This window comes from Amnibacterium setariae (assembly GCF_003581425.1).
Taxonomy (GTDB): domain Bacteria; phylum Actinomycetota; class Actinomycetes; order Actinomycetales; family Microbacteriaceae; genus Amnibacterium; species Amnibacterium setariae.
Window position 1 is genome coordinate 1,291,523 of the sequence record NZ_QXTG01000002.1, and the last position, 25,770, is coordinate 1,317,292.

26 protein-coding genes are annotated in these 25,770 nt (G+C 77.0%); 15 read left to right on the forward strand and 11 right to left on the reverse strand.

Translation table 11 applies throughout. The features are described 5' to 3' along the window. Positions 1-27: 27 nt before the first annotated feature. On the reverse strand, positions 28-1,542 hold the full coding sequence (locus tag D1781_RS14275) for an FAD-dependent monooxygenase (protein ID WP_158590112.1): 1,515 nt from the start codon (positions 1,540-1,542) through the stop codon (positions 28-30). Positions 1,543-1,743: 201 nt separating this feature from the next. Here D1781_RS14275 and D1781_RS14280 point away from each other — a divergent pair, with 201 nt between their 5' ends. Next, the gene (locus tag D1781_RS14280; RefSeq protein WP_119482886.1) at positions 1,744-2,535 is read left to right on the forward strand and encodes a GNAT family N-acetyltransferase; all 792 of its coding nucleotides are present in this window, start codon (positions 1,744-1,746) and stop codon (positions 2,533-2,535) included. 35 nt (positions 2,536-2,570) lie between these two features. Here the strand turns inward: D1781_RS14280 and D1781_RS14285 are convergent, their stop codons facing one another. Then, entirely contained in the window at positions 2,571-3,077 is a 507-nt protein-coding gene (locus D1781_RS14285) for a GNAT family N-acetyltransferase (RefSeq protein WP_119482887.1), read from the reverse strand. A 189-nt stretch (positions 3,078-3,266) separates the two neighbouring features. Here D1781_RS14285 and D1781_RS14290 point away from each other — a divergent pair, with 189 nt between their 5' ends. Further along, positions 3,267-4,166, forward strand: a complete 900-nt coding sequence (locus tag D1781_RS14290) for an MBL fold metallo-hydrolase (RefSeq protein WP_158590113.1) — start codon at positions 3,267-3,269, stop codon at positions 4,164-4,166. A gap of 39 nt (positions 4,167-4,205) precedes the next feature. Here the strand turns inward: D1781_RS14290 and D1781_RS14295 are convergent, their stop codons facing one another. From D1781_RS14295 to D1781_RS14310, 4 genes are read right to left on the reverse strand one after another with little or no spacing between them, the layout of a single operon-like run. Then, a complete protein-coding gene (locus D1781_RS14295; protein WP_119482889.1) occupies positions 4,206-4,877 on the reverse strand; it encodes a response regulator in 672 nt (223 codons plus the stop codon). After that, positions 4,874-6,103, reverse strand: a complete 1,230-nt coding sequence (locus D1781_RS14300) for a sensor histidine kinase (protein ID WP_119482890.1) — start codon at positions 6,101-6,103, stop codon at positions 4,874-4,876. Before D1781_RS14300 ends, D1781_RS14295 begins: the two co-directional genes overlap by 4 nt. A 3-nt stretch (positions 6,104-6,106) precedes the next feature. Next, a complete protein-coding gene (locus tag D1781_RS14305) occupies positions 6,107-6,931 on the reverse strand; it encodes a hypothetical protein (protein WP_119482891.1) in 825 nt (274 codons plus the stop codon). Beyond that, positions 6,928-7,884, reverse strand: a complete 957-nt coding sequence (locus D1781_RS14310) for an ABC transporter ATP-binding protein (protein ID WP_119482892.1) — start codon at positions 7,882-7,884, stop codon at positions 6,928-6,930. The genes D1781_RS14305 and D1781_RS14310 overlap by 4 nt, the downstream gene beginning before the upstream one ends. A 252-nt stretch (positions 7,885-8,136) precedes the next feature. On the opposite strand from D1781_RS14310, the gene D1781_RS14315 reads away from it, so the two are divergent. After that, positions 8,137-8,643, forward strand: a complete 507-nt coding sequence (locus D1781_RS14315) for an RNA polymerase sigma factor (RefSeq protein WP_119482893.1) — start codon at positions 8,137-8,139, stop codon at positions 8,641-8,643. Positions 8,644-8,653: 10 nt separating this feature from the next. After that, positions 8,654-9,454, forward strand: a complete 801-nt coding sequence (locus D1781_RS14320) for a hypothetical protein (RefSeq protein WP_119482894.1) — start codon at positions 8,654-8,656, stop codon at positions 9,452-9,454. Positions 9,455-9,599: 145 nt separating this feature from the next. Here D1781_RS14320 and D1781_RS14325 read toward each other — a convergent pair whose 3' ends face one another. Next, complete coding sequence (locus D1781_RS14325; protein WP_119482895.1) at positions 9,600-10,379, reverse strand: GNAT family N-acetyltransferase; 780 nt, start codon at positions 10,377-10,379, stop codon at positions 9,600-9,602. A gap of 286 nt (positions 10,380-10,665) precedes the next feature. Between D1781_RS14325 and D1781_RS14330 the strand changes: the two genes are divergently transcribed. Beyond that, positions 10,666-11,934, forward strand: coding sequence for a glycosyltransferase (locus D1781_RS14330; RefSeq protein WP_119482896.1), 1,269 nt, complete (start codon positions 10,666-10,668; stop codon positions 11,932-11,934). Positions 11,935-11,949: 15 nt separating this feature from the next. Here D1781_RS14330 and D1781_RS14335 read toward each other — a convergent pair whose 3' ends face one another. After that, positions 11,950-13,926 (reverse strand): helix-turn-helix transcriptional regulator, encoded by a 1,977-nt coding sequence (locus D1781_RS14335; RefSeq protein ID WP_119482897.1) that lies wholly within the window; start codon positions 13,924-13,926, stop codon positions 11,950-11,952. Positions 13,927-14,075: 149 nt separating this feature from the next. Here D1781_RS14335 and D1781_RS14340 point away from each other — a divergent pair, with 149 nt between their 5' ends. The 9 genes from D1781_RS14340 (at position 14,076) to D1781_RS14380 (ending at position 22,940) form a co-directional block, all read left to right on the forward strand. After that, positions 14,076-14,324 (forward strand): hypothetical protein, encoded by a 249-nt coding sequence (locus tag D1781_RS14340; RefSeq protein ID WP_119482898.1) that lies wholly within the window; start codon positions 14,076-14,078, stop codon positions 14,322-14,324. Between the two features lie 131 nt (positions 14,325-14,455). After that, positions 14,456-15,583: a glycosyltransferase gene (locus tag D1781_RS14345; protein WP_119482899.1), complete on the forward strand. Its 1,128-nt coding sequence runs from the start codon at positions 14,456-14,458 to the stop codon at positions 15,581-15,583. Further along, positions 15,573-16,466, forward strand: coding sequence for a 1,4-dihydroxy-2-naphthoate polyprenyltransferase (locus tag D1781_RS14350; protein WP_233551359.1), 894 nt, complete (start codon positions 15,573-15,575; stop codon positions 16,464-16,466). Before D1781_RS14345 ends, D1781_RS14350 begins: the two co-directional genes overlap by 11 nt. A gap of 169 nt (positions 16,467-16,635) precedes the next feature. Then, positions 16,636-18,450, forward strand: coding sequence for an AfsR/SARP family transcriptional regulator (locus D1781_RS14355; RefSeq protein WP_158590114.1), 1,815 nt, complete (start codon positions 16,636-16,638; stop codon positions 18,448-18,450). A 100-nt stretch (positions 18,451-18,550) separates the two neighbouring features. After that, entirely contained in the window at positions 18,551-19,945 is a 1,395-nt protein-coding gene (locus D1781_RS14360; protein WP_119482901.1) for an FAD-binding oxidoreductase, read from the forward strand. Between the two features lie 13 nt (positions 19,946-19,958). Then, on the forward strand, positions 19,959-20,453 hold the full coding sequence (locus tag D1781_RS14365; RefSeq protein ID WP_119482902.1) for a nuclear transport factor 2 family protein: 495 nt from the start codon (positions 19,959-19,961) through the stop codon (positions 20,451-20,453). Further along, complete coding sequence (locus tag D1781_RS14370) at positions 20,450-21,466, forward strand: acyl-CoA dehydrogenase family protein (protein ID WP_119482903.1); 1,017 nt, start codon at positions 20,450-20,452, stop codon at positions 21,464-21,466. Before D1781_RS14365 ends, D1781_RS14370 begins: the two co-directional genes overlap by 4 nt. After that, a complete protein-coding gene (locus D1781_RS14375; protein ID WP_119482904.1) occupies positions 21,466-22,221 on the forward strand; it encodes an MBL fold metallo-hydrolase in 756 nt (251 codons plus the stop codon). The genes D1781_RS14370 and D1781_RS14375 overlap by 1 nt, the downstream gene beginning before the upstream one ends. An 80-nt stretch (positions 22,222-22,301) precedes the next feature. Continuing rightward, entirely contained in the window at positions 22,302-22,940 is a 639-nt protein-coding gene (locus D1781_RS14380) for an MBL fold metallo-hydrolase (protein WP_119482905.1), read from the forward strand. A 22-nt stretch (positions 22,941-22,962) separates the two neighbouring features. Here the strand turns inward: D1781_RS14380 and D1781_RS14385 are convergent, their stop codons facing one another. The 3 genes from D1781_RS14385 to D1781_RS14395 all read right to left on the reverse strand — a co-directional run bounded on the left by D1781_RS14385 (position 22,963) and on the right by D1781_RS14395 (position 24,834). Next, positions 22,963-23,667 carry a helix-turn-helix transcriptional regulator gene (locus tag D1781_RS14385; RefSeq protein ID WP_119482906.1) on the reverse strand — a complete coding sequence of 235 codons (705 nt, stop codon included), beginning with the start codon at positions 23,665-23,667 and terminating at the stop codon, positions 22,963-22,965. A 40-nt stretch (positions 23,668-23,707) separates the two neighbouring features. Beyond that, the gene (locus D1781_RS14390; RefSeq protein ID WP_119482907.1) at positions 23,708-24,115 is read right to left on the reverse strand and encodes a nuclear transport factor 2 family protein; all 408 of its coding nucleotides are present in this window, start codon (positions 24,113-24,115) and stop codon (positions 23,708-23,710) included. Positions 24,116-24,204: 89 nt separating this feature from the next. Next, complete coding sequence (locus D1781_RS14395; RefSeq protein ID WP_119482908.1) at positions 24,205-24,834, reverse strand: TetR/AcrR family transcriptional regulator; 630 nt, start codon at positions 24,832-24,834, stop codon at positions 24,205-24,207. A gap of 91 nt (positions 24,835-24,925) precedes the next feature. On the opposite strand from D1781_RS14395, the gene D1781_RS14400 reads away from it, so the two are divergent. Beyond that, positions 24,926-25,672, forward strand: coding sequence for an SDR family NAD(P)-dependent oxidoreductase (locus tag D1781_RS14400; RefSeq protein ID WP_119482909.1), 747 nt, complete (start codon positions 24,926-24,928; stop codon positions 25,670-25,672). Positions 25,673-25,770 lie beyond the last annotated feature (98 nt).

Below are 25,770 nucleotides of genomic sequence, written 5' to 3' on the forward strand. Positions count from 1 at the left end.
AGTAGACGGCGCCCGGAAGTGGCGCGCTCAGCGAGCGGCGACCGGAGCGGGGAGCTCGGGCAGCGGGAACCCGACGGCGCGGAGCGCGCGGTCGAGCGACTCCCCGACCGGGCCGTCGGCCGGGGCGGTCCACGCGATGCGGCCGTCGGGCCGCACGAGCACGGCGCGCGGGGCGTCGAGCCGCTCGCGTCGCGACCGCGGCAGACGCCGGATGACGACGTCGTCCGCGGCGAGCTCAAGCGCCTGTCCGAGCGGCGCGAGCAGGTCGTCGTCCCGCACGAGCAGGACAGGCCGGCCCGGCTCGAACGCCGCGGCCAGCTCGGCCGCGTCCGGTCCGGGCAGCGCCAGGCGCTCGGCGCCGGTCGCCGGCTCGCCGTCCGCCGCAGCGGGCTCGAGGCCCGCGACCCACGCCGCGATCGCCTCGTTCCCGTCCTCCGTCGCCAGCAGCCGGTCGAACGTCGCACGGGTCGCGAGCTGCGCAGGCGTCCTCGCCGTGATCAGCGCGCCCTGCGTCAACGTGGAGATCCGCAGCTGCTCCCCGTACGCCCGACGCTCCGCGGCGTAGTCGTCGAGCACCGCGTCGTCGGCCGAACCGCGGACGAACGCCGCCGCCCGCCAGCCGAGCGCCATGGCGTCCTGGACGCCCGCGTTCAGGCCGAGGCCGCCGGTCGGCCAGTGGACGTGGGCGGCGTCGCCGGCGAGCAGCACCCGCCCGCTGCGGTAGGTCGCCGCGAGCCGGTTCGCGTCGCCGAAGCGCGACAGCCAGGTCGGGTCGCGGAGGCCGAAGTCGGTGCCGGCGATGTCGCGCACGGACGACCGCAGGGTCTCGAGGTCCAGCGCCTCGTCCGCGTCCTGCCGTCGTGGATCCCAGCCCGTGAGGCGGTGCCGGCCGTCGGGCAGCGGCGCGACGATGAGCGCGCCGCCCGCCGTGCGCACCCGGTAGCCGGGCGCCGGAGGGGCCTCGAGCACGACGTCGCCGAGGAAGCCCCAGGTCGCGCTCGGTTCGCCCTCGAAGGGGATGCCGGCGAGCTCCCGCACGGTGCTCCGTCCGCCGTCGGCGCCGATGACGAGCGCGGCCTCGAGCGCGTGCTCGACGCCGTCGCGCTCGTACGTCACGCGCGCGGCACCGGCCTCCTGCGCGAGGCCGGTCACCTCCGCGCCGGTGACGACGTCGACGCCGAGCTCGCGAGCCCGCTGCTCGAGCAGCGACTCGGTCGTCGTCTGCGGCACCAGGAGCAGGTAGGGGAAGGCCGTGTCGAGCACGTCGAAGCGGATGCGCTCCTCGAGCAGGCCGAAGTGCCAGGCGGGGACCGGTCTGCCCGCCGCGACGAAGGCGTCCGCCATGCCGCGGAGCGCCAGGATCTCGAGCGTGCGGGGCATGAGCCCCAGTGCGCGGGCGTGCGCCGATCGCCCGGTCCGCTTCTCCAGGACCGAGGTCCTGACGCCCGCCAGAGCGAGCTCGCTCGCGAGCCACAGGCCGGTCGGCCCAGCGCCGACGACGACGACCTCGCTCTCGGTGCGAGGGGATGCGGTTCCAGGCATGACGACTCCAAGGGCGACGGGTCCAGCGGGTGCGGGCCGGCCGGCGACGGGCCCCGATCCGCGGGTGCGAGCCTCCCGGTCCACGGCGCCGCTCGGCATCGGTGTTTCCACCGGATCGGCGAGGACGCCCGGATGCGCGCCGATGAGCACACGGTGGAACCACCGATGCCGAGGGCGTGAGCCGCTCCCTACGGTCCCGGCATGAGCCGGATGACGATCGACCCCGCCGAGGACCTGCGTCACGACACCGCTGCCGATGCGCTGCAGCGGGCGTACGCGCTCTTCGCGACCCGGATCCCGGGCGGCAGCGTCAGCAGGGACGCGAGCGGCGTGGAGTCCGTCGTGATCCCCGTGCCGAAGGCGCGGATGAACGGGCTGCTCCTGCCGCGGGGCGGCGTCGACCCGGCGCGGCTCCGCCGCCTCGCGGCACCGTTCGCCGGCGGGCCCTGGTCGATGAGCGTCATCGACGCCGAGCCCGCGGGAGTCGCGGCGCTCGCGGCCGAGCTGGGGCTCACCCGTACGGCCCTCCCGTCCCTGACGGCGCCCATCCGTCCGACGCCGCCCGGAGCGGCGGGATCCGACGCGACCGAGATCCGGACGGCGTCGACCGACCGGGAGCGCCTGCTGTGGGCGACGACCTGCGACCTCGCCTACGGGTCCCCGGCCGGGTTGACCGCACGGCTGCTGACCCCGGAGCTCGCCGCGGCACCGGAGGTGCGCGCCCACCTCGCCTGCTTCCACGGCCGCCCGGTCGCGACGGCGCTGACCGTGCTCGACGACCGGGGCTGGCTCGGCCTGTTCACGGTCGGGACGGTCCCCGAGGCGCGGAGGAAGGGGATCGGCGAACGGCTGGTCCGCTTCGCGCTCGAGGACGGCGCCCGGCGGGGCGCGCGGACCGCGTACCTGCAGTCGAGCGCCATGGCCCGTGCGCTCTACGAGCGCATCGGCTTCCAGGACGACGGGCATCCGATCGTGTCCTTCGAGACCGTCTGACCGGCGGAGGCGGACGCGGCGCGCCGGCGGGTCCGTCAGTCCGGGCGCGCGGCGGGCGCGTGCCGCTCGAACCAGTCCCCTGCGCGGCCCCCGAGCTCCGACGGGTCCGCCTCCCGCACCGCCGTGAAGCCGTTCCGCGTCAGCACGCGGCGCGACGCGACGTTGTCGCGGGCGGCAGCGGCGCGCAGGAGCCGCATGCCGTAGCCGCCCCACGCGAGCGCGCACAGCGCGCGGACCCCCGCGGACGCGAGGCCCCGGCCGGCCGCCTCCTCGGCGACGCGGTAGCCGACGTCGGCCGTCCCGGCACGGAGGCGGTGCAGGTTGAAGCGCCCGAGCATGCGCCCGTCGTCGTCGATCAGCAGGTGCTGACGGGTCGTACCGGCGTCCTGCTCGGCGAGCAGCGCGGCGAACTCGGCGGGGAACGCGGCGAACCAGTCGTCGCCGCGGTCGCTGACCGTCCGCGCGAAGAACGCGCGGTTGCGGCGCTCGAACGTCAGCACCGCCTCGGCGTGCTGCACTCCCAGCGGCTGCAGCTCCGGCACGGGGGCGACGATAGCGCCGGGCCCGCGCCCCCGTCCCCTCCTGCGGTCGCGTCGGGTGCGGTGGTTCCACCGATGCGGGGCCCCTGTGCCGGCTGGTCGACTCGAGGTCGACGACGTCCGCCGTCGGAAGGCCGAGGACGTCCCGGTGCCGGCGACCGCCGCGCCGCCTCGCACCCGATCGGAGCCCGGATGACCGCCGCCCCCGCACCCGCCTCGACGCTCGACCTGGGCGGAGCGGTCCTGACCTATCTGCCCGACGGCGAGTTCCGGGCGGAGCCCGGCATCGCCTACCCGACAGGCAGCGACGACGTCCTCGGATCCGGCCTCGACGTCCTCGACGCCGACGGCATGCTCGTGCTCAGCATCGGCGCCGTGCTCGTCACCACCCCGCGGCACCGGGTCCTGATCGACACCGGCATCGGCGACCGCACCATCGCGCTCCCCCGGCCCGGCACCACACGCGACGCCTTCATGCGCGGGGGCGGGCTGCTGCAGAGCCTCGCCGCGGCCGGCGTCGCGCCGGAGGAGATCGACGCGATCGTGCTCACGCACCTGCACGCCGATCACGTCGGCTGGATCGGCAGCGGGCTGGACGGCGCGCAGGCGACCTTCCCGAACGCCGAGATCTGGGTCACCGACGCCGAGTGGTCGCACTGGACCGGCGAGGAGGGCGCGGCCGACGCGGTCGGGCCGCGCGCCCAGGAGCTGGCGCTGATCGGGCCCCGCCGGCGCGTGCTCGTGCCCGGGACGGAGCCGATCCCGGGCATCACCGCCGTCGACACCGCCGGGCACACGCCCGGTCACGTCGCCCTCGAGGTCGCCGGGGCCCGTTCGCGAGCACTCGTCCTGGGCGACGCCGTGCACTGCCCCGCGGAGCTCGTCCGCCCGGACGTGGTGTGGGCCGGCGACCTCGATCCGACGAGCGCGATCCGCACCCGTCACGCGCTCCGCGACCGGCTCGCCGACGGCGAGCTGATCGTGGTGGGACCGCACTTCCCCGACGCGGTCTTCCGCCGGACCGGCACGGCCACCGGGGTGGAGGAGGCGGACGCGGCCACCCCTCGGCTGCACCTGCTCGACGCGGAGTGACGCCCGGCGCACGCCCCGGTCCGGTCGGGCCCCGGCGCGTCAGGCCCGGCCGGCCGGCCGGGTGAGCCCGTGCTCGTAGGCGTAGATCACGGCGTGCACCCGGTCGCGCAGCTGCAGCTTGGCGAGCACGCGGCCGACGTGGGTCTTCACCGTCGACTCGGACAGGAACAGCTGCTCCGCGATCTCCTGGTTCGACGCTCCGGCGGCGATCGCGAGCAGCACCTCCCGCTCGCGCTCGGTCAGCGCCTCCGTGCCGTCGCTCCCCTCGGGCGCGGCCGGCAGGGTGCCCCGCGTCGCCTCGATCACCCGCCGCGTGACACGCGGGGAGATGATCCCGTCCCCCGCGGCGACGGTCCGCACGGCCCGGACGAGCTCGTCACCGGCCACGTCCTTCAGCAGGAAGCCGCTCGCACCGGCGTTCAGCCCGCCGAACGCGTACTCGTCGAGGTCGAACGTGGTGAGCAGCACCACGTGGACCGTTCCGGATGCCTCGGTGATGCGCCGGGTCGCCTCGATGCCGTCCATCCCGGGCATCCGCACGTCCATGAGGACGACGTCCGGGCGCAGGTCGAGCGCGCGGCGCACGCCGGCGGCGCCGTCGCCGGCCTCCCCCACGACCTCGATGCCGGGAGCCGCGTCGAGCACCATGCGGAGGCCGACGCGGACGAGCTCCTGGTCGTCGACGAGCAGCACGCGGAGTTCGGCGGTCATGCGGGGTCCTCCCGGAGCGGGTCGACGGTGATGCGGAGCCGGGTGCGCCACCCGCGTCCGCCCAGGTCCGGTCGCGGTCCGGCCTCGACGGAGCCGCCGTACAGGGCGGCGCGCTCGCGGAGGCCGAGCAGGCCCCGGCCGGAGCCGACCGATGCGGCGGCGGGGCCGCCGGCGCCGTCGTCGGCGACCTCCACCTCCGTGTCGGCGGCGAGCCGCACGCGCACCTCCACGCGGCTCGGCAGCCGCGCGTACCGGAGGGCGTTCGTCAGCCCCTCCTGCACGGCGCGGTAGACGACGAGCTGCGCGGCCGGGTCGAGCTCGGCGGTCCCGCTGCGCTCGAGCACGACCGGCAGCCCGGCCGTGCGGTAGGTGCCGACGAGGGAGTCCAGGTCGGCGAGCCCCGGCTGCGGCTCGAGCACCGGGTCGACGTCGTCGGGGCCGAGCACGCCGAGCAGGCGGCGCATGTCGCGCAGGGCGCCGCGGCCGACGTCGCCGACCTGCCGGCTGACCGTGGCGGCGCGAGCCGGGTCGGACTCGGCGGTCGCTGCGGCGCCGTCGCTCAGCCGGACCATGACCGACAGGCCGTGCGCCACGACGTCGTGCAGCTCCCGGGCGATCCGCGCCCGCTCCTGGGCGACCGCGAGGCGCGCCCGTCGGTCCCGCTCCTCCGCCAGCTGCGCCGTGCGCTCCAGGACGGCGGCGAGGTACCGGCGCCGGTCGCCCGCGGCCGTGCCGATCAGCAGGCCGCCGACGATCGCGACGACCGCGAAGAACAGCGCCGGGGTCCTCGCCCCGGTCCGGCCGTACTCGAGCGCCAGCACCTCGACGACGAGCGCGGCCGCGCCGGCGACCGCGGCGCGGTTCGAGCGGTGGACGGCGAGGGCGTGGACGGACACCGCGAGCGGGACCACGAGCGGCCCGCGCTCGTCGACGAGCCCGAGCAGCACGGACGCCGCCACCGCCACGAGCGGGACGAGCGGGTGCGTGCGGCGGAGGAGCAGCGCTGCGGAGGTGATCGCGATCGCGATCGACCAGGGGCCGCCGAGCACCTCCCACAGCGGACCGGCGAGGCCGACGAAGTCGACCTGCACCCACCCGACCAGGAGCGCGACGACCACGACGACCGCGTCCACGACGCGCGGGTGCGCCGCACCGAACCGGCGCAGCACGCCCGGCGGGCGCGGCAGGCGCAGCCCGTCGTCCGGTTCCCGGTCGATCGCGGTCACGGCTCAGACGTCCCGGCGGACCAGGGCGGACGCCGCCGCCGCGCCCGGGACGACGAGCCACGCCGCCGTCACGACGGCGTCGCCCGCGAGCGCCGCAGGTCCTGCGGGGTCGTGGAGCGCCGTGAGCACGGGAGCAGCGTAGGTGAGCGTGAACGGCGTCAGGTCGACCCCGATCACCGCGCCGAGGAGCCCGGCGACCGTGGGACCGACGAGGAGGAGGGCGAGGACGATCGCGATCCCCGCGGCGGTGCTCCGGGTCAGCGTGCCGACGGCGAGCGCGAGCAGGGCGACGATCAGCAGGAGCGCGGCCGAGGACGCGGCGTCGCCGGCGACGGCCGACCAGGGCGCCTCGAGCCGCGCGGCGGACAGGAACGGCGCCGACACGACCGCGCCGCCGACGAACCCCAGCGCGGCGAGGACCGCGGTGGCGGCGAGGACCACGACGGCCTTCGCGGCCGCGACGACGGGTCGCCGCGGCACGGCGAGGTAGGTGCTCACGGCGGCGCGCGCGGTGTACTCGCTGCCGGCGGCGATCGCGGCCAGCACGACGACGGCGAGCTCGCCGGCGTGCGTGCCGATGTCCACGACGTCGGCCCACGCCGCGGCGGGCGGCACCCCGACCGGCGCGTGCTGCGCGGTCTGGGCGTAGGCCCACGCCCGCAGCAGCATGCCGCCGGCGATCAGCAGCGGCACCGCGGCCAGGGCCGTGCGGAGCGAGCGGAGGGAGGTCAGCTTGCCGAGCTCGGAGCGGAGGACGCCGCGGAAGCGGACGCGCGAGCCGTCGCCGCGGGCGGCGCCGGAGGGGCGGAGGGGGTGGACGGCGGTCATGAGCGGGTCTCCTCCGTCAGGCGGTCTGCGCGCTCGTCGGCGCCGGGCAGGGGTCGCGTCCGGTAGCGCGCGGCGTCGGCGGTGAGCGCGAAGTAGGCGTCCTCGAGCGACCGCTCGACCGGTGCGAGCGCGGTGAGGACGACGTCGTGGTCGGCCGCGATGCGGGCGATCCGGTCCGGGGTCAGCCCCGTCACCTCGGCGCGGTGCGGCTCCGTCTCGAGGACCGAGCCGCCGGCGGCGACGAGCGGGCCGACGATGCGGGCGAGGTCCTCGGCGCGGAGGCGGACGCGCAGGGGCGCCGCCGCGTCGAGCAGCTCCTGCAGCGACGCGTCGGCGAGCACGCGACCGGCGCCGAGGACGAGCACGTGGTCGACGGTCTGCTCGACCTCGCTCATGAGATGGCTCGAGATCAGGACGGCGCGCCCCTCCGCCGCCATCCGGCGGGCGAGCGCGCGGATCCAGAGGACCCCCTCCGGGTCGAGGCCGTTGACCGGCTCGTCGAGCAGGATCGCGGCGGGGTCGCCGAGCAGCGCCGCCGCGATGCCGAGGCGCTGCGTCATCCCGAGCGAGAAGGTGCCCACGCGGCGCCGGGCGACGTCGCCGAGACCGGTGAGGTCCAGCACCTCCCCCACCCGGCGCCGGGGCAGGCCGTGCGTGTCCGAGATCGCCCTGAGGTGCGCGCTCGCGGAGCGGCCCGGATGGAGCGCGCGGGTGTCGAGCATCGCTCCCACGCTCCGGATCGGCGCCGGCAGGTCGGCGTAGGCGCGGCCGTCGACGGTCGCGCGCCCGGAGGTCGGTCGGTCCAGGCCGAGGATCATGCGCAGCGTCGTGGACTTGCCGGCGCCGTTCGGGCCGAGGAAGCCGGTGACGCGGCCGGGTTCGACCCGGAACGAGACGTCGTCGACCGCGACCGCGGGGCCGTAGCGCTTGGTGAGGTGGGTGACTTCGATCACCCGACCGACGCTAGGAACCGCGGGGCGCCGGCGGATCGCCCGCGGGACGCATCGCGGGTGGTACCGCGGGACCACGCGCCGTCGCCGTGGTCCGAAGGTGCCGCCGATCCCCTCCTCCCGGCCGATCCGGCCGAGCGGCGCTCCTCCCTACCGTCGGCGCGGCGCCGCCCGACCGGCCCGGGTGCGACCGGCCTGTGGGCGCAGCGCCCCTGCCGGACATGTACCGGTCGGAGGCAGAAGGAAGGAGCCCGAGTGGCGATCGACGAAGGAGCGTTCCGCGAGGCGTTCGCGGCCGAGTACGACGACCTGACCCGCTTCGTGCGGCGCAGGTCCGACCCGGAGCACGCGGAGGACGTGGTGGAGGAGGCGTTCGTCGTGCTCTGGCAGCAGCGCACGATGCCCGATCCCGTGCGGCCGTGGCTGTTCGCGACGGCGCGGAACCTGATGCTCAACGCGGACCGGGGCCGGCGTCGGCGGGACGGCCTCGCCGTCCGCATCGCCGGCCACCTCGACCTCGAGCCGGTCGACCGCACCGGCGACGCGGACCTGCGCATGGACGTGATCGCCGCCTGGCGCACGCTCGCGCCCGCGGACCAGGAGGTCCTCGCGCTCGCCGTGTGGGAGGACCTCCCCGCCGCGGAGGCGGCGCAGGTCCTCGGCTGCTCCCGCACCGCCTACCTGATGCGGCTCTCCCGAGCCCGGGCGCGGCTGAAGCCGCTCCTGCCCCACCCCTCCGCCCGCCTGACCGCGACCGTCTGAAGGAGACACCATGACCGGGACCACGACCATCGACACCCTGCGCGCGCTCGACCCCGAGCCCGCCGCCCCGACCGACGACGTGCGGCGGCGACGTCGCGACGCGATGATCGAGCGGGTCGTCGCCGCTCCGCAGCAGGCCCCCGCGGGCTCCCCGCGAGCGCGCCGGGCCCGGCGCCGGGCGGTCCTCGTCGTCGCGGGCGTCGCCGTGCTCGCCGCACCCGCCGCGGTGCTCGGCGGGCACGCCGCCCTCCGCCAGCTCGACCCGACCGCGCACGGCCTCGACGGCGCCGACCTCGCCGCCTGGGTGAGCACGTCGACGCCGCGCTCGGCGACGCAGCTGTCCGCGGACGCGAAGCAGTGGTGCATCGACGCGACCGACCGGCAGGCGGGGAAGGACGCACCGGTCTCGATCTCGGGCGGCGACCAGCGCGGCGCGGTCGCGTCGATGGTCATCCACCGCGGCCCCTGGACGGACATGTGCGTCACGAGCTCGACCGGCGGCGGCGGGATGTGGGAGCTCGCCTCGGGCCCGCAGGAGCCGATCGCGGCGATCGGCGACCGCGCGGTGCGGCTCCAGTCCTCCGGCACGTCGGGCGGCGACGTCCGCATCGGCTCGGCCTGGGGCCAGGCCGGCCGCGACGTCCGCTCGTTGGTGCTGCGCGCCGGCTCGCGGAACGTGAACGCGGTCGTGGTGGACGGGCTCTGGATCACCTGGTGGCCGGGCGGCGAGGACTCGGACGACGTCGCGCGCACCGCGACCGTCACCTACACGGACGGCAGCACGGCCGTCGTCGCCCTGCCGAGCGCATGAGCGTCGAGATCGCCGGGTTCCGCGTGCCCGTCACCGTGCAGGTCGTCCCCCGTGCGCCGACCGCGCTGATCCTCGCGACGCCGTAGCCCGGCCCGGATCGACCAGGACGCCGGCGAGCACCCGCTCGTCGGCGTCCTGCCGTCGCTCAGGCCGGCTCCTCCGGCGGCAGCCAGCGCTCGATCCGCGCGACGGTCTCGAACCCGAGCCGGCGGTAGACCGACTCCCCCGCGCTGCTCGCCTGCAGCGTGAGCACCTCGGCCCCGTCCGCGACCGCCCGCCCGACGGCCGCCGCGACGAGCAGGGTCGCGAGCCCGCGACCGCGGTGGCCCTCCTCCGTCGCGACGAGGTAGACCCCGCCCACGGTGCCCGTCAGGTGCAGCTCCGCGGTCGCACGGAACGCTCCGTCGACCATGGCACCGAACCGCGTCAGGCGACCCGTCACGGCGACCCGGTCCCGATCGACGCGCAGCAGCGCGGCGCGGTCGCGGAGATCGAGCCCCATCGCCGGCATCCAGGCGGTCGTCCAGCCGGGCACGTCCTCGACGACGTCGACGACCCTCGCCTGCGCGCCGCCGGGCGGCACCGCGAGGCGGCGCACGTCCTCGGCCTGCACGGCCATCACGGGCATGCCGCCCACCCGGCGGCCGCCGAGCGCCTCGAGGTCCGCAGCGGTGCCGGGTGCGGCGTCGGGCGCGACGTCCCAGAGCCACGGCACCCCGCGCAGGCGCCGCCGAGCGACGGGCAGCGCCTCCGAGACGGGCGCCGCGTTCCCCGTCACCGCGTTCAGCGCCGCGCTCGCGATCCCGCTGCGGAAGGTCGTCACCGGACCGCCGCCGCGCCCCTCCAGGCCCCAGCCGGTGAAGTAGGAGCGGTAGTTCTCGAGCAGGGGCAGCGGATCGATCGCGGATGCGGCGTCGTCGGCCATGGTTCCTCCTCGGCATCCAGCCCGCGCGGAAGCCCTCGGCGAGAGCGGGTGCGGGCCGCGTCGGGACCAGCCGATCGCGTCTCGGCGGCCGGGCGCATCGGCGGAACCACCGGAGGCGTCCGGACCCGGGTCCGGTGGAAGCACCGATGCCGGAGCAGGGTCCCGCGTCCGACGATGACGGCTCATCGATCGAAGGAGCCGCCGTGCGCATCCAGGTCTCCGCCCTTCCCGCCACGACCGCCGACGTCGACCCGACGTCGGCGCGCTGATCGGCCCGGGGACCCCGATGCGGATCGCCTGGGTCGTGGCCGGCACCCGCGGCGACGTGCAGCCCGCCGCCGTCGCCGCGGCCGCGCTGCAGCGGCGCGGCCACGAGGTCGCGCTCGCCGCACCCGACGACCTCGTGCGCTTCGGCACCGCCCTCGGCGTCCGCAGCACGCCGCTCGGCGTCGACGTGGGCGAGTTCCTCCGCTCGGAGGAGGGCGCGGCATGGCTGGCCGCCGGGGACCTGCAGCGCTACCTCGCCGGGCTGCTCGCCCACAAGCAGCGCCATCTCGCCGCGCTGACGGACTCCCTGCTGAGGACGACCGAGGGCGCGGACCTGATCGTCGGCGGCGGGCTGCTCCGCGAGGAGGCGGCCGCGCTCGCGGAGCTCCGCGGCGCCTCCCTCGTGTTCACGGGGTACGCGCCCCGCTTCCCGAACCGCGCGTACCCGCCGATCGGCCTGCCGCAGCGCCCGCTGCCCGGTGCGCTGATCACCGCCGCGCACCGCCTCGTGGTCCGACGCACGGCGCGGGTCGGCGCACCGTTCGCCGCCGACTTCCGCCGGGGCCTCGGGCTCCCCGCGCATGCGTCGGCCGCCGCCGGGCGGGTCGTCGAGCCGCAGCTCTACAGCCGCCACCTCGTGCCGCGGCTGCCGGACCGACCCGCTCGGCCGCTGCTCGGGTTCGTGCGGCCGACCACGGCGCAGCACGCCGCCTGGGGCGAGCCGGGCATCGACCCGGCCCTCGAGGCGTGGCTCGCCGACGGGCCGCCTCCCGTCTGGTTCGGGTTCGGGAGCATGCCGCTGCCGCGCCTCCGCTCCGTGCTCGACGTCGTGCAGCGGGCGGCCGAACGGCTCGGCGTCCGCGCGCTCGTCGGCGTCGGTCGGCAGGGCGCCGACAGGCCCGGCGCGACGGACGACCGCGTCCGGGTCGTCGGTGAGATCGACCACGGAGCCGTGCTGCCCGCCTGCGCCGCCGCGGTGCACCACGGCGGCGCCGGGACGACGGCCGCCTCGGTGGGCGCGGGCCTGCCGACGCTCGTCTTCGCCGTCGCCTTCGACCAGCCGTTCTGGGGCCGGCGGCTGGCGGAGCTCGGCATCGGGTCCGGGTTGCCGTTCGCGGCGTTCGAGGAGGACGCGCTCGTCGACGCCCTGCGGCCCCTGCTCGATCCGCGCACCGCGGCGCGCGCCCGGGCGGTCGCCGCCCTGCTCCGCGAGGACCGGCCGCTCGACCGGCTCGCCGAGCTGGTCGAGGGGCTGCCCGCGCCTCGACCCCGCCGGACGACGACGTGAGCGGAGCACGGGCGCTCAGCCCTGCGACCGCGCGAACCGCGCGACGAGCCGGCTGCGCGACGGGACGTCGAGCTTCACGAAGATGCTGCGCAGGTGGGACTCGACGGTCCGGATGCTGAGGTGCAGCCGCTCGGCGACCTCCTTGTTGCTGAGGCCCGCGACGACGCCGTCGGTCACGCGCCGCTCGGCCGGGGTGAGCAGCCGCAGGTCGGCCTCCTCCCACCGCTCGAGGTCCGCGGCGAGCGCCCGCCGCGCGGTCCCGTCCTCGATCAGCCCCAGGGCGCTCCGCGCCGTGCTCGTCACCTCGCTGCGCGTCTCCTCGTCCAGGTCGGCGTCGCGGAGCAGGTGCAGCACCTCCGACGAGACCCGCGCGCGTTCCGGCACCCACTCCATCGCCGAGGAGGCCCGCAGGACCGCGAGCGCCCGGTCGGCGCGGTCGCGCGGCCGGTCGCGGGCGTCGGCGATCCAGGCCTCGATCCGGTCGGCCTGCAGCGCGGGCAGGCGCCGCGTCGTCCCCTCCCCGAGGCGGCGGATCGAGGCGGCGATCGCCCCCGCCCGGTCGACGTCGCCCTGCAGCACCCGCGCGCGGGCCAGGTCGACGTCGACCCAGAGCCGGCGCCCCGGCTCGCGGACCCCGATCCGCTCCGCGGTGTCGACGGCGTCCTCGAGGTGCGGGATGGCGGCGGCGGGGCTCCCGGTCCGCGCCAGCAGGAGGCCCTGCAGCGCCGATCGGGCGATGCGGCCCATGGAGGCCGTGTCGGAGGGCGTGCTGCCGACCGCGCGCACGACCTCGTCGAAGTCGCCGCGTTCGAGGGCGAGCAGCCCCGCCGCGCGCAGCGCCGCCGGGGTCGCATGGACGTCGCCGGACAGCGCCGCCCGCTCCTCGAGCCGTCGCGCGGCGGAGGCGAAGCGGCCGAGCAGCACGTCGACCTGCGCGGCGTGCACGAGGAGGGTGCGGGTCAGGACCGCGTCGCCCGCGACGCGCGCCTCGACGAGCAGCGCCGCGATCGCGCGGTCGCTCTCCTCCACGCGATCGGCGACGTGGGCGTACATCGCCCGCTTCGACGCGACGGTGTCCTCGAGCAGCAGGTCCGGCACCTGCGCCTCGAGAGCGCCGAGCTCGGCGAGCAGGCCCTCGTCGAAGCCGCCTCCGGTCAGCAGGGTCGCGTAGAGCAGCCGGCTGAGCGCGGCGCGCTGGAACCCCGGGGAGAACCGGTCGGAGCGCAGCTCGGGCAGCGCGCGTTCGAGCCGGGCCCGCACCTCCCCGAAGTGCTCCCCGATCCCGGCGAGGTAGACGGCGGTGACCTCCCGGTTCGGGTGATCGGCCGGCAGCGCGTCGTGCACGCGCTCGAGGCGCTGCCGCGTGGCGGACTGCCCGGAGGACTTGTAGGCGGCGGAGATCAGCAGGTCGGCCGCCTGCTCGGCCTCGTCGCGGTCGAGCGCAGGCCAGTCGAGCGCCTCCAGCACGGTCGCCGCCTGCTCGGACCGCCCCGCGACGTGGGCCTGCGCAGCGAGGCGGAGCTCTCGCCGGATCCTCGCCCGCCGGTCGTCGCCGGAACGGGCCGCGGCCCGCGTCCAGAGATCCAGCGCGACGCCCACGGCACCGGCCCGCTCGGCGTCGAAGGCCGCGCGCTCGAGCTCCCGCGCGAGCGTCTCGTCCAGGCCGACCGGTTCGGCGAGGTCGCGCTGGCGGGCGGCCTGGGCGGGCGGGAGACCGGCAGCGGCGAGCCGCCGGTGGAGCGCCCGCCTGTCGTCCTCCGGGAGCGCCCCGAGCGCCTGCGCCGCGACGTCCCTGTCGGCGGGACGGAGCGCCCCGTCCTCGAGCACGAGCAGCCCCGCTCGGACGGCCGCGTCGACGTGCCGAGCGGCACCGCCGAGCAGCGCCGGCGCGTCCCGGACGGGCACGCGGTCGAGGGCGGCCACCGTCTGCACCGCGGTCAGCACGCCCGGATCGAGCGCGGCGGGATCGAGGCGGTCGTCGGAGGTCGGCACGCAGGCGATCCCACACCATCCGCGTCGACGCGCTGTCGACGCGGGCGCCGCCGGTCCGGTGCTTCCGCCGATGCGCCGCCGCGGCCGTCGGCGCAGAGTCGGCCACGTCGCCGACCGGCGCCCCGCCGCCCCGTCCGAGAGGGAAGCCCATGACCGCCGTGCCCACCCGCGCCGACGCCGCGGTCGCCGACCTCGCCCGGCTGCTCCGCGACCCCGGCCACGTCCCCTCCTGCGCCCGCGTCGCCCTGCGCGTCGGCGTCGGTCTGATCGCCTGGTCCCGGCGCCTCGCCGACCGCGCGGCGGCAGCGGACCGGGCGGAGCGCACGGGAGCCGCAGGCGGGGCGCGGCGCGCCCGCGACCGGGCGCTCGAGCGGCGGTTCCTCTCCGGTCCCCGCTGAGCGGACGCGGGTTGGGTGGTTCCACCGATGCCCCGGTCGCCGCCCGCTCGCCACGATCGTCCCCCGAGAGGCCGCCTCGGCCCGTCCGCCGGAAGGGCGGGCGGCGGAGCGGTCGGAGGCAGGAGGAGCGCATGCGGATCGCGTTCAGCGGGACCGGCTTCGTCGGGCACCTGGTGCCGATGGTGCCGCTCATGCAGGCCGCCGTCGCGGCCGGGCACGACGTCGCCGTCATCACGAGCGGCGAGCTGGAGGGCTTCCTCCGCCGGGAGGCGTCGGAGGCCCTGACCGTGCTGCCCGCCGGGCCGCTCGCCGGCGAGACCATGCGCCGGATGGACGCCGAGCTCGGCCTCAGCCCGGCCTCCGACCCGGTGCCGCCCGTCATCGCGGAGTTCTTCGCAGGCCGCCTCGTGGACGCGGGCGTCCACGAGGCCCTGCGGAACGCGGAGGCCTGGGGTCCGGATCTCGTCGTCGGCGAGACCATGGACCACATCGGCCCGTTCGTCGCCGCCGCCGTGGATGCGCCGTTCGTGCGCCACACCTTCGGACCGACCCGGCCGCGACCGCTCACGGACGCCCTCCGGGTCGTCGCCGAGCGGCGCGCTCGTCTGCTCGCGCTCCCGATGGCCGAGCCGGTGGCGATCGTCGACGTCTTCCCCGCCGCCCTGCAGCCGGACGCCCCGACGCCCGCCGTGCCGGTGCTGCCGATCCGCCCCGAGATCCACGGCGGCGGCGGGCCGGGCCCCGCGCCCGCACCGGCCGCGCCGGGCACGCGCCGCGCCCTCGTCACCTTCGGGACCGTGTTCACCGATCCCGGCCTGCGCGACCGCGCCGCCGACTCCTTCGACGCGGACCGCTGGGACCTCGTCGTCACGACCGGCGCCGAGCGCAGGCCGCCGAGCGCGGCGCGCAGCCGCGCCTACGTCGCGTTCACCCCGCTCGGCGACCTGCTGCCCGGCACCGACGTGCTCGTGACCGCCGGCGGCGCCGGCACCGTGCTCGCCGGGCTGCGCGCGGGAGTCCCGATGGTCGTCGTGCCGCAGGGCGCCGACCACGAGATCAACGCGGCGCGCGCCGAGCAGGCCGGCGTCGCCGTCGTCGTCCGCGACGCCGCGGACGTCGGGCCCGCTGCCGACCGGATCGCCGGGGATCCCGCGATCCGGGAGCGGGCCCGCCGGATCGCCGCGGAGATCGCGCTGCTGCCGCCCGCCCCGGCGGTCCTCGCCCAGCTCGAGCGCCGGGCGGCGGCCCGTGTCCGCTGAGACCGCCGACCGCGTGCCGCTCGCGGTCTGGGTGAGCGGCGCACGGCCGCGGACCCTCACCCTGAGCGTCGTCCCCGTCGTGCTCGGCACCGCTGCAGCCGCGCTCGACGGCCGGGTGGTGCCGGGGCTCGCCCTGCTCGCGCTCGGGACGGCGCTGCTCCTCCAGGTCGGCGTGAACTACGCGAACGACTACTCCGACGGGGTCCGCGGCACGGACCGGTTCCGCGTCGGGCCGGCCCGCCTGACCGGGTCGGGCGCCGCGCGGCCGCACCGGGTGCGCGCGGTCGCGATCGCCTCCCTCACCGCGGCCGCGGTCTGCGGCGCGGCGCTCGCGGTCGCGTCGGGGCTGTGGTGGCTGCTCGCGGTCGGCGCGCTCGCCCTCGCGGCGGCGTGGCTGTACACCGGCGGCCCGCGGCCCTACGGCTACGCCGGGTTCGGCGACGTCGCCGTCTTCGTGTTCTTCGGCCTGGTCGGCACGCTCGGCACGGAGCTCGTCCAGGCGGGGCGCGTCTCGCTCGACGGCGTCCTGGTCGCCGCGGCGGCCGGGTGCTTCGCCTGCGCGGTGCTCATGATCAACAACATCCGCGACGTCGGGCCGGACTCCCGGTCGGGCAAGCGCACGCTCGCCGTCCGCCTCGGGCTCCGCCGCGCCCGCACGGCCTACGCCGTCCTCCTGGTCCTGCCGTACGCCGTCGCCGCCGCGCTCGTGCCGGCGCATCCGGGCGCGCTCCTGGCGCTGCTGTCGCTGCCCCTCAGCGCCTCGGCGCTCGCGATCGGCGTCCGCGCCGTCCCGGCTCCGGCGCTCGTCACCGCCCTGAAGCGCACGTCGGCGGGAGCCCTGGTCTTCGCCGTCGCGCTCGCGGTCGGCCTGGTGCTGGGCTGACCCGCCCGGCGCCGGGCCGTCCGCCCGCAGTGGTCCTCCGGTACCACCGCGATCGGGTCCGACGGTCGATCCGCGCTCGCCGGCCCCTTCCTAGCGTCGATCGGACGGGGCGGACCGCACGTCCCGAACGACCTCGGGGCGCCCGATGCGCCCGGAACAGGAGACGCACATGCTGCTCGGCCTGACGCGGCTGGACGCCGACCGACCGGACGCCGGGGCGCCGGCCGGGCTCGCGTTCGAGGTCCTCGGCCCCGTCCGCGCGTGGCACGACGGCGTCGAGATCGACCTCGGCACGCCGCAGCAGCGCGCGGCCCTCGCCGTGCTGCTGCTCGCGGAGGGCAGCGCCGTGCCGGTCGACGAGGCGGTCGAGCGCCTCTGGGGCGAGGCCGCGCCCCGGAGCGCGCGCGGCGTCCTCCGCACCTACATCTACCGGCTGCGCCGAGCGCTCGAGGACGCCTGCCCCGGCAGCGACCTGATCGAGTTCCAGACCGGCGCCTACCGGATGCGGCGGACCGGCTACCGGCTGGACGCCGCGGAGCTCGAGGACCTGATCGGCACCGCCGAGGACGTGCGCCGCTTCGACGCGACGAGCGCGCGGGACGCCCTGCGCGCCGCGATGCGGCTCTGGCGGGGCGAGGCGCTGCAGGGCGTCGACGCGCCGTGGCTGGACGGCCGACGCGGCTGGCTCGAGCAGCGCCGCGTCGACGCGCTCATCTCGCTGTTCCCGCTCGAGCTGGCGGGCGGCGAGCCCGGGCCGGTGCTCCACGCGATCGCGGACCTGCGGGCCCGGCTGCCGACGCACGAGAAGCTCGCCGAGCTGCAGATGACCGGGCTGTGGGCCCGCGGCGAGCGCTCGGCCGCGCTCGCCGTGTTCGAGGACGTGCGCGCCGCGCTCGGCGACGAGCTCGGCGTGGACCCGGGCCCGGAGCTGCAGGCGCTGCACCTCCGGATCCTCCGGGCGGAGCCCGCGCCCGCGACCCCCGGCGCAGCGGCCGCGCCGGCCCGGCCGGCACCGTCCGAGCTGCCGCGCGACGGCGCCGTCTTCGTCGGACGCCGGCGCGAGATCCGGGCGATGCACGCGCGGCTCACCGCGCCGCAGCCCCAGCACGTCGGCATCGCGGGCCTCGGCGGCATGGGCAAGACCCGCCTCGCGGTCCGCGTCGCGCACGCCGCCGCCGCCGCGTTCCCCGACGGGCGGCTGTTCGTGCAGGTCGGGTCGACGCCGGTCGAGGCCGTGCTGACCCGCCTGCTGGTCTCGATGGGGGTCCGGGCCGAGGCGGCGGAGGCGCCGATGCCGGAGCGGCTCGCGACCTGGCGGACGCTGACCGCGGACCTCCGGGTGCTCGTCGTGCTCGACGACGTCGCCCCCGGCGCCGACCTGGCGCCGCTCGTCCCCGCCGGCGACCGATCCGCGGTGATCGCCACCGCGCAGCGCCGCGTCCTCGACCTGCCCGGGGTGCGGTGGACGCGGCTGGAGGCGCTGTCGACATCCGAGTCGGTCGAGCTGCTCGCGGCCCACGCGGGCCGGGACCGGATCGCCGCCGAGGAGGCGACGGTGCGGCGCCTGGCCGAGGAGTGCTCGAACATCCCGCTCGCCGTCGAGGTCGCCGCGGCGCGCCTGACCGACCGGCCGTCGTGGACCATCGCGGAGCTCGAGCAGCAGCTGCTCGACGACCTCGCGAGCCCCGTCGTGATGCAGGAGGACTGCGCGATCGTCGACGCACCCCTCGCCCGCGCGGAGTCGCTGCTCGACGGGGAGGCGCTCGCCGCGCTGCACGGTCTCGCCGCCCTCATCGCCGACGGGCAGCCCTTCACCCGGGACTGGGCGGCGGACCGCCTCGCGCTCGACGCCGCCCGGGCGACGGCCCTGCTCGAACGGCTGGTCGACGCCAACCTGCTGCTGCCGCTGCCCGGCCGGCGCTACCGCTGCCTGACCCTCGTCGCCGCCTACGCCCGCCGGCAGGCGGCCGCCCGCGGCGCATGACCGAGCGGCGTCGACCGGGCGTCGACGCCGCATCGACACGGCCGCGGTCGACTCGGACCCGAGCCGCTCCCGACCAGGGGCGGCCGATCGGAAGGACACGATGAGCACGACGACGGACACGACCTCCCGGGTCGGCGACGGCACGTTCGACGACCTGACCGGCCGGGTGCGGGGCGACGTGCTCCGGCCCGGCTCCCCCGGGTACACGGAGGCCTGCACGGGCTACAACCTCGCCGCGGTCCGGCTGCCGGACCTCGTCCTGCGGGCGGCCGACGCCGCCGACGTCGCCGCGGCGGTCGCGTTCGCGGCGGAGCGCTCGATGCCCGTCGCGGTGATGTCGACCGGGCACCAGGCCGGCCGGCCGATCGAGGGCGGCCTGCTGATCCGCACCGGGGCGCTGACGGAGGTGACCGTCGACCGCGAGCGCCGCTCGGCGCGCATCGGCGCCGGAGCCCGCTGGCAGGACGTGCTCGCGGTCTCCCTGCCGCTCGGCCTCGCGCCGCTGCACGGGTCCTCCCCCGTCGTCGGGGTGGTCGGCTTCACGCTGGGCGGCGGGATCAGCCCGACCATGGGGCGGGCGCACGGCTGGGCGGTCGACCACATCCGCGCGATCGACGTGGTCACCGCGGACGGCACCCCGCTGCGGGTCGCCGCGGACCGCCACCCGGACCTGTTCTGGGCGCTGCGCGGCGGCCGCAGCGACTTCGGCGTCGTCACCGCGCTCGAGATCGACCTGTTCCCCGTCGGCGCCTTCGCGGGCGGCGGCCTCTTCTTCGAGGGCGCGCAGCTCGAGCCGGTGCTCGCCGCCTTCCGGGCGCTGACCGCCACGGCGCCGGACGCCCTGTCGACCTCCCTCGCCCTGCTGCGGATGCCGCCGCTGCCCGGCGTCCCGCCGCTGCTGGCCGGCCGCTTCGTGCTCCACCTCCGCGTCGCCTTCCTCGGCGAGACCGCCGACCTCGACCCGCTGCTCGAGCCCGTCCGCGCCGCGGCGCCCGCCCTGGTCGACACCGTCGGCCCGCTGCCGTACGAGCGGTTCCCCGAGATCCACGCGGACCCCGTCGACCCGGCGCCGCTCACCGAGCGCGGCGCGATGCTCCGCGACCTGCCCGCGGACGCGGCGGAGGCGCTGCGCGAGGTCGCCGGTCCCGACTCCGGGATCCACGTCGAGATCGTCGAGCTGCGGCACCTCGGCGGCGCGATGAGTCGGGAGCCCGGCACCGGCTCCGCGGTCGACCACCGCGACGCGCGGTACAGCCTCTGGTGCGCCGTCGTCGGTACGCGCGACGACCGCCCGGACGCCGTCCGGGACGCCGCCGACGTCGTCGACGCCCTCGCGCCGTGGGGCACCGGCCGCCACTACCTCAACCACTCGGCCGGCGACCCGCTCGAACGGCCCTTCACCCCGGCGGCGCTGGAGCGCCTCCGGGCGCTCAGGGCGAGCGCCGACCCGCACGGCCGGTTCCGCCCGCAGCACGTCCTCGACCCGTCCGAATAGAAGGAGCACCACCATGGACCGACCCCTGACCACCATCGATGCCGGCGCCGACGCGGCCGCGCTGCAGCGGATCCCGCTCTCCTGGGCCCGGGCCCTCGACACCGGCGACGCCGACGTCCTGACCCTCCTGCTGACCGACGACGTCGTCGTCGACCTGACGCCCGCGACCACGAGGATCGGCCTCGAGTTCCCCGTCCTCAGCGGGCGCGAGACGGTCGTGCCGACGATGATCGGCGCGGTCGGCCCGCTCGACACGATGCACATGGTCACGAACACGACCGTCCGCGACGAGGACGGCGGGTTCGTGATCGAGGCCAACGCCCTCGCCCAGCACTTCCTGCCCGGCGAGGGCCCCCTGCCCGACCGGACCCGCCACGCGCTGATGGGCAACCGGTGGACCTTCCGCGTCCGCCGCGAGCCCGACGGGCTGCGCGTCGCGCGCTTCACCATGGACTGCGCCTGGTTCGAGGGCGACCCGATGGTGCTGCTCGCCGCCGTGGCGCAGTGAGCGCCGCGACCTCCGAGGCGCCGGCCTCCCTCGACCCCGCGGCGCTGCGATCGACCGGCGTGCTGCGCGCCTTCGTGCCGGAGCGGTTCGGCGGCCGGCGGGACACCGCGAGCGGGGTCGCCCGCCGCATCGCGGACGTCGCCTCGTGGGACGCCGACGCGGGATGGCTCGCGGCCGTCGCCGCGGTGACCAACCTCGCCGTCACCGAGCTCCCGGACGGCGCGCAGCGCGAGGTCTGGGGCGACGGCCCCGACGTGCTCGTCGTCGGGACGCTCGCCCCGCAGGGCGCGGGTGCGCCGGCCGGCGACGACCTGCTGGTCGACGCCGTCTCGTCCCCGGCGAGCGGGCTCGATTCCGCGGACTGGGTGATCGCCACCGTCCTGGACCGCGGCACCGGGGCGCCGACCCGGGTGCTCGTGCCCGTGGCGGACGTGCGCGTCGAGGCGACCTGGAACGCGATCGGGCTGCTCGGCGCCCGCGGCGACACGGCGCACCTCGAGTCCGTCCGGGTGCCGGGCCACCGCCGCCGCCCGCTGCCCCCTGCAGGCGGCGGGGCGCCGCTGACCTTCTTCGCGACGCTGTGCTTCGGCGCGGCGGTGGTCGGGGCCGCCCGAGGCGCCGCCGCGGCCGTCACGACCGCGGTCGACGAGGCGGGGCCGGCCGGGCGCTGGTCGCGGCCGGACGTGCGGGCGGCGACCTCCGCCGCGCTGCGCCGTGCGCATCGCGCCGACGCGCTGCTCGAGGGAGCGGTCGCCGCGCTCGGAGCACGCACGGCCGTCGACGCGCTCGGCGACCGGGCCCGAGCGCTCGCCGCGGACGCCGTGATCGGCGCGGTGCAGGAGGCCGAGCGCGCCCTGCCCGAGCTGATCGGCGCGCTCGGCCCGGCCGCGCTCGCACCCGACCACCCGCTCGCCCGCGCGCTGGCGGACGTGACCACGGGTGCGCGGCACACCGCGCTCTCCGGCACGAAAGCGGCGCTCGCCCACGAGGCCGCGCTGTTCGGGCGGCCGTGATGGAGCAGGTGACCCGCGACGTCTTCATGGTCCGCGGCACGGCCGTGAATCAGGTGCTGCTGCGCGAGGGCCGCGACCTCACCCTGATCGACGCCGGGTACCCGCGGGACGCGGCCCGCATCGTCGCCGCGATCGAGCGGATCGGCCACCGCCTCGACGACGTCCGCGCCGTGCTCGTCACGCACGCGCACGTCGACCACGTCGGCGGGCTGCCGGCCCTCCTGGCCCGCCGCTCCGTCCCGGTCCTCGCGCACCCGCGCGAGGTGCCGAACGCGCGCGGCGACGTCCACGAGCAGGCGGCGCCCCGCGACGTCGTCCTCCGCTCCCTCAGCCCGCGAGGCATCGGCTGGCTCGCTTCGATCGTCCGCGCGGGCGGGAGCGCCCACGTCCGCGTCCCGACCGTCGTGCCGTTCCCCCGGAGCGGTGCGCTCGACGTGCCGGGGCGGCCGACGCCGGTCCTCAGCGCCGGTCACACCAGCGGGCACACGGCCTACCTGCTGGCGGCGGAGGGGATGCTCGCGACGGGCGACGCGCTCGTCACCGGCCACCCCCTCCTGCCGTGGCGCGGACCACAGCTGCTGCCCGAGCTGTTCGCGAACGATCCGAGCGGGGCGCTCGACGCCCTGACCGAGCTCGCCGGGCAGCCCGCGGACATCGTCCTGCCCGGTCATGGCGCGATCTGGCGGGGCGACCTCCGGGAGGCCGCCGACCTGGCCCGCGCCGCGGCGCCCCGATCGACGGCCCGGGCGGACTGACGAGTCCCGATCGGCCGGAACGGTCCGGACACCGATGTGTACGGTGTCCACCAGAAGTCGTTCTCAGGGAGGGGCGCCGCATGAGCGCAGGACGCCGCATCACGATCACGCCGCTGCTCGTCGGCGACCTGCTCGTCGCCGAGGACACGCGGCTGCCGATCCTCGTGCACCTGATCGACCATCCGGACGGGCGCGTGCTCGTCGACACGGGCGTCACCGAGCCGCACCCCGCCCTCGCGGACATGGACCCTCGCCTGCATCCGCTCGGCGAGCACGACCTCGACCTCGCGTCGATCGACCTGGTCGTGAACACGCACCTGCACGCGGACCACTGCGGCGGCAACCACCTGTTCGCCGGCACGCCGGTCCTCGTGCAGCGCACCGAGCTCGCGGACGCGTCCGAGCAGGAGGGCTACACGCTGCGCGAGTGGGTGCACGCGCCCGGCGTCGAGTACGTGCCGGTGGACGGGGACCGCGAGGTGCTCCCCGGCGTCCGCCTCCTCGCCGCGCCCGGGCACACCCGCGGGTCGCAGGTCGTCGTGGTGGACGCCGTCGACGGCGAGGACGGCCCGGTCGTGATCGCGGGCGACACCGCGGTCTGGGGCGGCGAGCTCGACGAGCCGACCACGGAGGGGCAGCGCCGCATCCGGTCGCTCCAGCCGGCCGCCGTGTGGCTGGCGCACGCGGCGGACCCCTGGCGGCCGCCCCGGTCCGCCTGAGCGCGTGACGGGTGCCTCGGCCTCAGCCGAGGCGCCGCGTCGGCCACCGGGCGAGGTCGGCGTCGAGCAGCGCGGCATCCCGGGGCGTGAAGACCTCGTCGAGGATCTCGAGCCGGGCGATCCGCTCGAGGTGGAAGCCGCGGATCGCGTTGCGAAGACGGCACCACCCGGCGAGGAGCCAGGAGTCGCCGGCCCGCAGCAGCTCCATCGCCTCGACGTCGCGGTACGTCGTCCCGCTGCCGTCGCCCTCGGCGCCGAGGTAGGCGATCCGCACCACGCGGTGCGAGGCGAGGGCGTCGGAGAGCATGCCGATCGGCACCGCGCCGTCGAGCGGCGCGACCGCGTCGACCACCCGCATCCGCTCGAGCATCGCCTGCACGGGCGCGCGCTGCGCGTCGCTCATGGTCGATGAGATCTTCGCGCGCGCCCGGCGCGCGGCCCCCTGGTAGGGCGACGACTCGAGCAGCGCGAGGCCGGCGAGCACGGCCAGCGACTCGGCGGCGGAGAGGTTCAACGGCGGCAGGGAGTAGTCGCGCAGGATCGAGTAGCCGCCCGTGGCGCCGCGATCCGCGTAGATCGGCACCCCGGCGATCTGCAGCGACGCGATGTCGCGCTCGATGGTCCGGGCCGACACCGCGAACTCGGCCGCGCGCCGGGAGGCGGACCACGGACGCGTCGCGCCGCGGAGCAGGTCGACGAGGGCGTACTGCCGCTCGGCTCGCTTCACGGCTCGAGTCTCGCAAACGCATCCGCGCGGGCGCGTCCCATCAGCCGCGCATGCTCCGCCGGCCCCCGACGGACCAGACGCGCCGGACGCGGCCGTCCTCGTCGAAGTCGAACACGTCGACCCCGCCGGCCGTCGCCCCGTCCTCCTCCACGTCCCACAGCAGCCGCCCGTGCAGGCCGTCGACGGCGCTCGCGATCCGGGTGAAGACGGTGGCCGGGTGCCGGCCGTGCCACCACGCGAGGTACCGCTCGAAGTCCTCCGCGGTCCGGATGTCGTCCGCCGGCGTCGAGCCGTCGGGCTCGGTCACCGCGAAGCGGATCCGGAAGTCGTCCGCGCAGAGCTCCCTCGCGAGCGCCCCGTCGCCGTTCCACATCGTCAGCCAGAGGTCGAGCGAGCGCTCGGCGCCGGTCGTGGTGGCGGTGGTCGTGGGGCTGGTGATCCCGGTCATGGGACCACTCTCGGAGGGCGCCGCGACAACGGTGCGTCGGTGTTCGTGCGATCCCGTTCCCTGTCGCGGGACGGCGACCTCGTCGCTCCTCAGGTCCAGGCGCCGTCCTCGGTGCCGAGGCGCTCGTGCCCGAGCGGCGTGATCGGCACCGCGGTGAGGCTCGTGAGCCCCATCTGCAGCAGGGTCGCCCGCGCGACGCCGGCCCGGCCGAGCGTCGACATGCCCTCGATGACGGCGCAGAAGTACGTGCCGAGCGCCTCGGCGTCGGCCCCGGCGTCGATCTCCCCCGCGTGCTGCGCGTCGACGATGCAGGCGGTGTAGTCCGCGCGGATGTCGTCGAAGGCGGTGGCGACGGTCGCGGCGACCTCGGGGTCGCTGCCGGACAGCTCGACGGCGGCCCGGAGGAAGAGCGAGGGCGACGCCGCGGCGGACCCGTGCTCGACGGCGGTGCTCACCAGCTTCGTGCGGATCCGCACGATCGGGTCCTCCGCGCTCCGCATGACGGTCGAGACGGCGTCGACGGCGCTGGACGTGTCGCTGAGGAAGGCGCGCATGAAGAGCTCCTTCTTGCCGCCGAACGCGTTGTAGAGGCTCTGCCGGGCGAGCCCGGTCGCCTCGAGCAGGTCGTCCAGCGAGGTCCCGGCGAAGCCGGTCTCGGCGAACGTCCGGCGGGCTCGATCGACGACGTCCGCCTCGTCGAACATGCGCGGTCGGGGCATGCGGACCTCCTCCGAGGGTTATTTGACTGATCGATCCAGTATGGCCTACGGTTCTGGAACAAGCAGTCTACAACTCGACTCGGAGGACATCATGGCAGCAGCACTGCAGGGGAAGACGGCGCTCGTCTCGGGCGGCACGTCGGGCATCGGCCTCGCGGTCGTCCGCCGCTTCGTCGCGGAGGGCGCGCACGTCTTCGTCACCGGACGCCGGCAGGAGGCGCTCGACGCGCTGGCCGCGGAGCTCGGCGACGCCGTGACCCCGATCCGCGCGGACGCGACGGAGCCGGACGGCATCGCCACGGTCTACGCGGCGGTCGCGGCACGCGGCGCCGGCCTGGACGCGGTCCACGTCAACGCGGGCATCGGCGAGTTCAAGCCGCTCGCGCAGGTCACCGCCGAGGACATCGACCGCACCTTCGGCACGAACGTCCGCGCGACCACGCTCGCGGTGCAGGGCGCGCTGCCGTACCTCCACGAGGGCTCGGCGATCGTCGTCACCGGCTCGTCCTCGGCGTCCGGCACCGAGCCCGCCTTCGGGCTCTACGGCGCCTCGAAGGCCGCCGTCGCGACGCTCACCCGCACCTGGGCGGCCGAGCTCGCGCCCCGCGGCGTCCGCATCAACACCGTCGTGCCCGGGCCGACCGAGACGCCGGGCCTCAAGGGCCTGGCCGGGGAGGACGGGGACGCGCTCGTGGCGAAGATCGCCAGCCGCCTCCCCTTCGGCCGCGTGCTCGCACCGGAGGAGGTCGCCGCCGCGGTCCTCTTCCTCGTGTCCGACCAGAGCTCCGGGATGACCGGCAGCGAGCTGGCCGTCGACGGCGGCAGCACGATCGTCTGACCCGCCCGGATCGGGGGCGCGGCCGGCCGCGACGATCCGGCTGCCGCGCCCCTGCACCTCCTCCCCCGCCGGCGACCGCCGGCCCCAGCGGGACCCGA

Coding starts and splice junctions, on each gene's coding strand:
- D1781_RS14360 (WP_119482901.1), top strand. CDS start 18,551: ATGAGCACGACGACGGACACGACCTCCCGGGTCGGCGACGGCACGTTC.
- D1781_RS14280 (WP_119482886.1), top strand. CDS start 1,744: ATGAGCCGGATGACGATCGACCCCGCCGAGGACCTGCGTCACGACACC.
- D1781_RS14365 (WP_119482902.1), top strand. CDS start 19,959: ATGGACCGACCCCTGACCACCATCGATGCCGGCGCCGACGCGGCCGCG.
- D1781_RS14380 (WP_119482905.1), top strand. CDS start 22,302: ATGAGCGCAGGACGCCGCATCACGATCACGCCGCTGCTCGTCGGCGAC.
- D1781_RS14320 (WP_119482894.1), top strand. CDS start 8,654: ATGACCGGGACCACGACCATCGACACCCTGCGCGCGCTCGACCCCGAG.
- D1781_RS14325 (WP_119482895.1), bottom strand. CDS start 10,379: ATGGCCGACGACGCCGCATCCGCGATCGATCCGCTGCCCCTGCTCGAG.
- D1781_RS14340 (WP_119482898.1), top strand. CDS start 14,076: ATGACCGCCGTGCCCACCCGCGCCGACGCCGCGGTCGCCGACCTCGCC.
- D1781_RS14275 (WP_158590112.1), bottom strand. CDS start 1,542: ATGCCTGGAACCGCATCCCCTCGCACCGAGAGCGAGGTCGTCGTCGTC.
- D1781_RS14330 (WP_119482896.1), top strand. CDS start 10,666: ATGCGGATCGCCTGGGTCGTGGCCGGCACCCGCGGCGACGTGCAGCCC.
- D1781_RS14305 (WP_119482891.1), bottom strand. CDS start 6,931: ATGACCGCCGTCCACCCCCTCCGCCCCTCCGGCGCCGCCCGCGGCGAC.
- D1781_RS14290 (WP_158590113.1), top strand. CDS start 3,267: ATGACCGCCGCCCCCGCACCCGCCTCGACGCTCGACCTGGGCGGAGCG.
- D1781_RS14375 (WP_119482904.1), top strand. CDS start 21,466: ATGGAGCAGGTGACCCGCGACGTCTTCATGGTCCGCGGCACGGCCGTG.
- D1781_RS14395 (WP_119482908.1), bottom strand. CDS start 24,834: ATGCCCCGACCGCGCATGTTCGACGAGGCGGACGTCGTCGATCGAGCC.
- D1781_RS14355 (WP_158590114.1), top strand. CDS start 16,636: ATGCTGCTCGGCCTGACGCGGCTGGACGCCGACCGACCGGACGCCGGG.
- D1781_RS14390 (WP_119482907.1), bottom strand. CDS start 24,115: ATGACCGGGATCACCAGCCCCACGACCACCGCCACCACGACCGGCGCC.
- D1781_RS14295 (WP_119482889.1), bottom strand. CDS start 4,877: ATGACCGCCGAACTCCGCGTGCTGCTCGTCGACGACCAGGAGCTCGTC.
- D1781_RS14345 (WP_119482899.1), top strand. CDS start 14,456: ATGCGGATCGCGTTCAGCGGGACCGGCTTCGTCGGGCACCTGGTGCCG.
- D1781_RS14400 (WP_119482909.1), top strand. CDS start 24,926: ATGGCAGCAGCACTGCAGGGGAAGACGGCGCTCGTCTCGGGCGGCACG.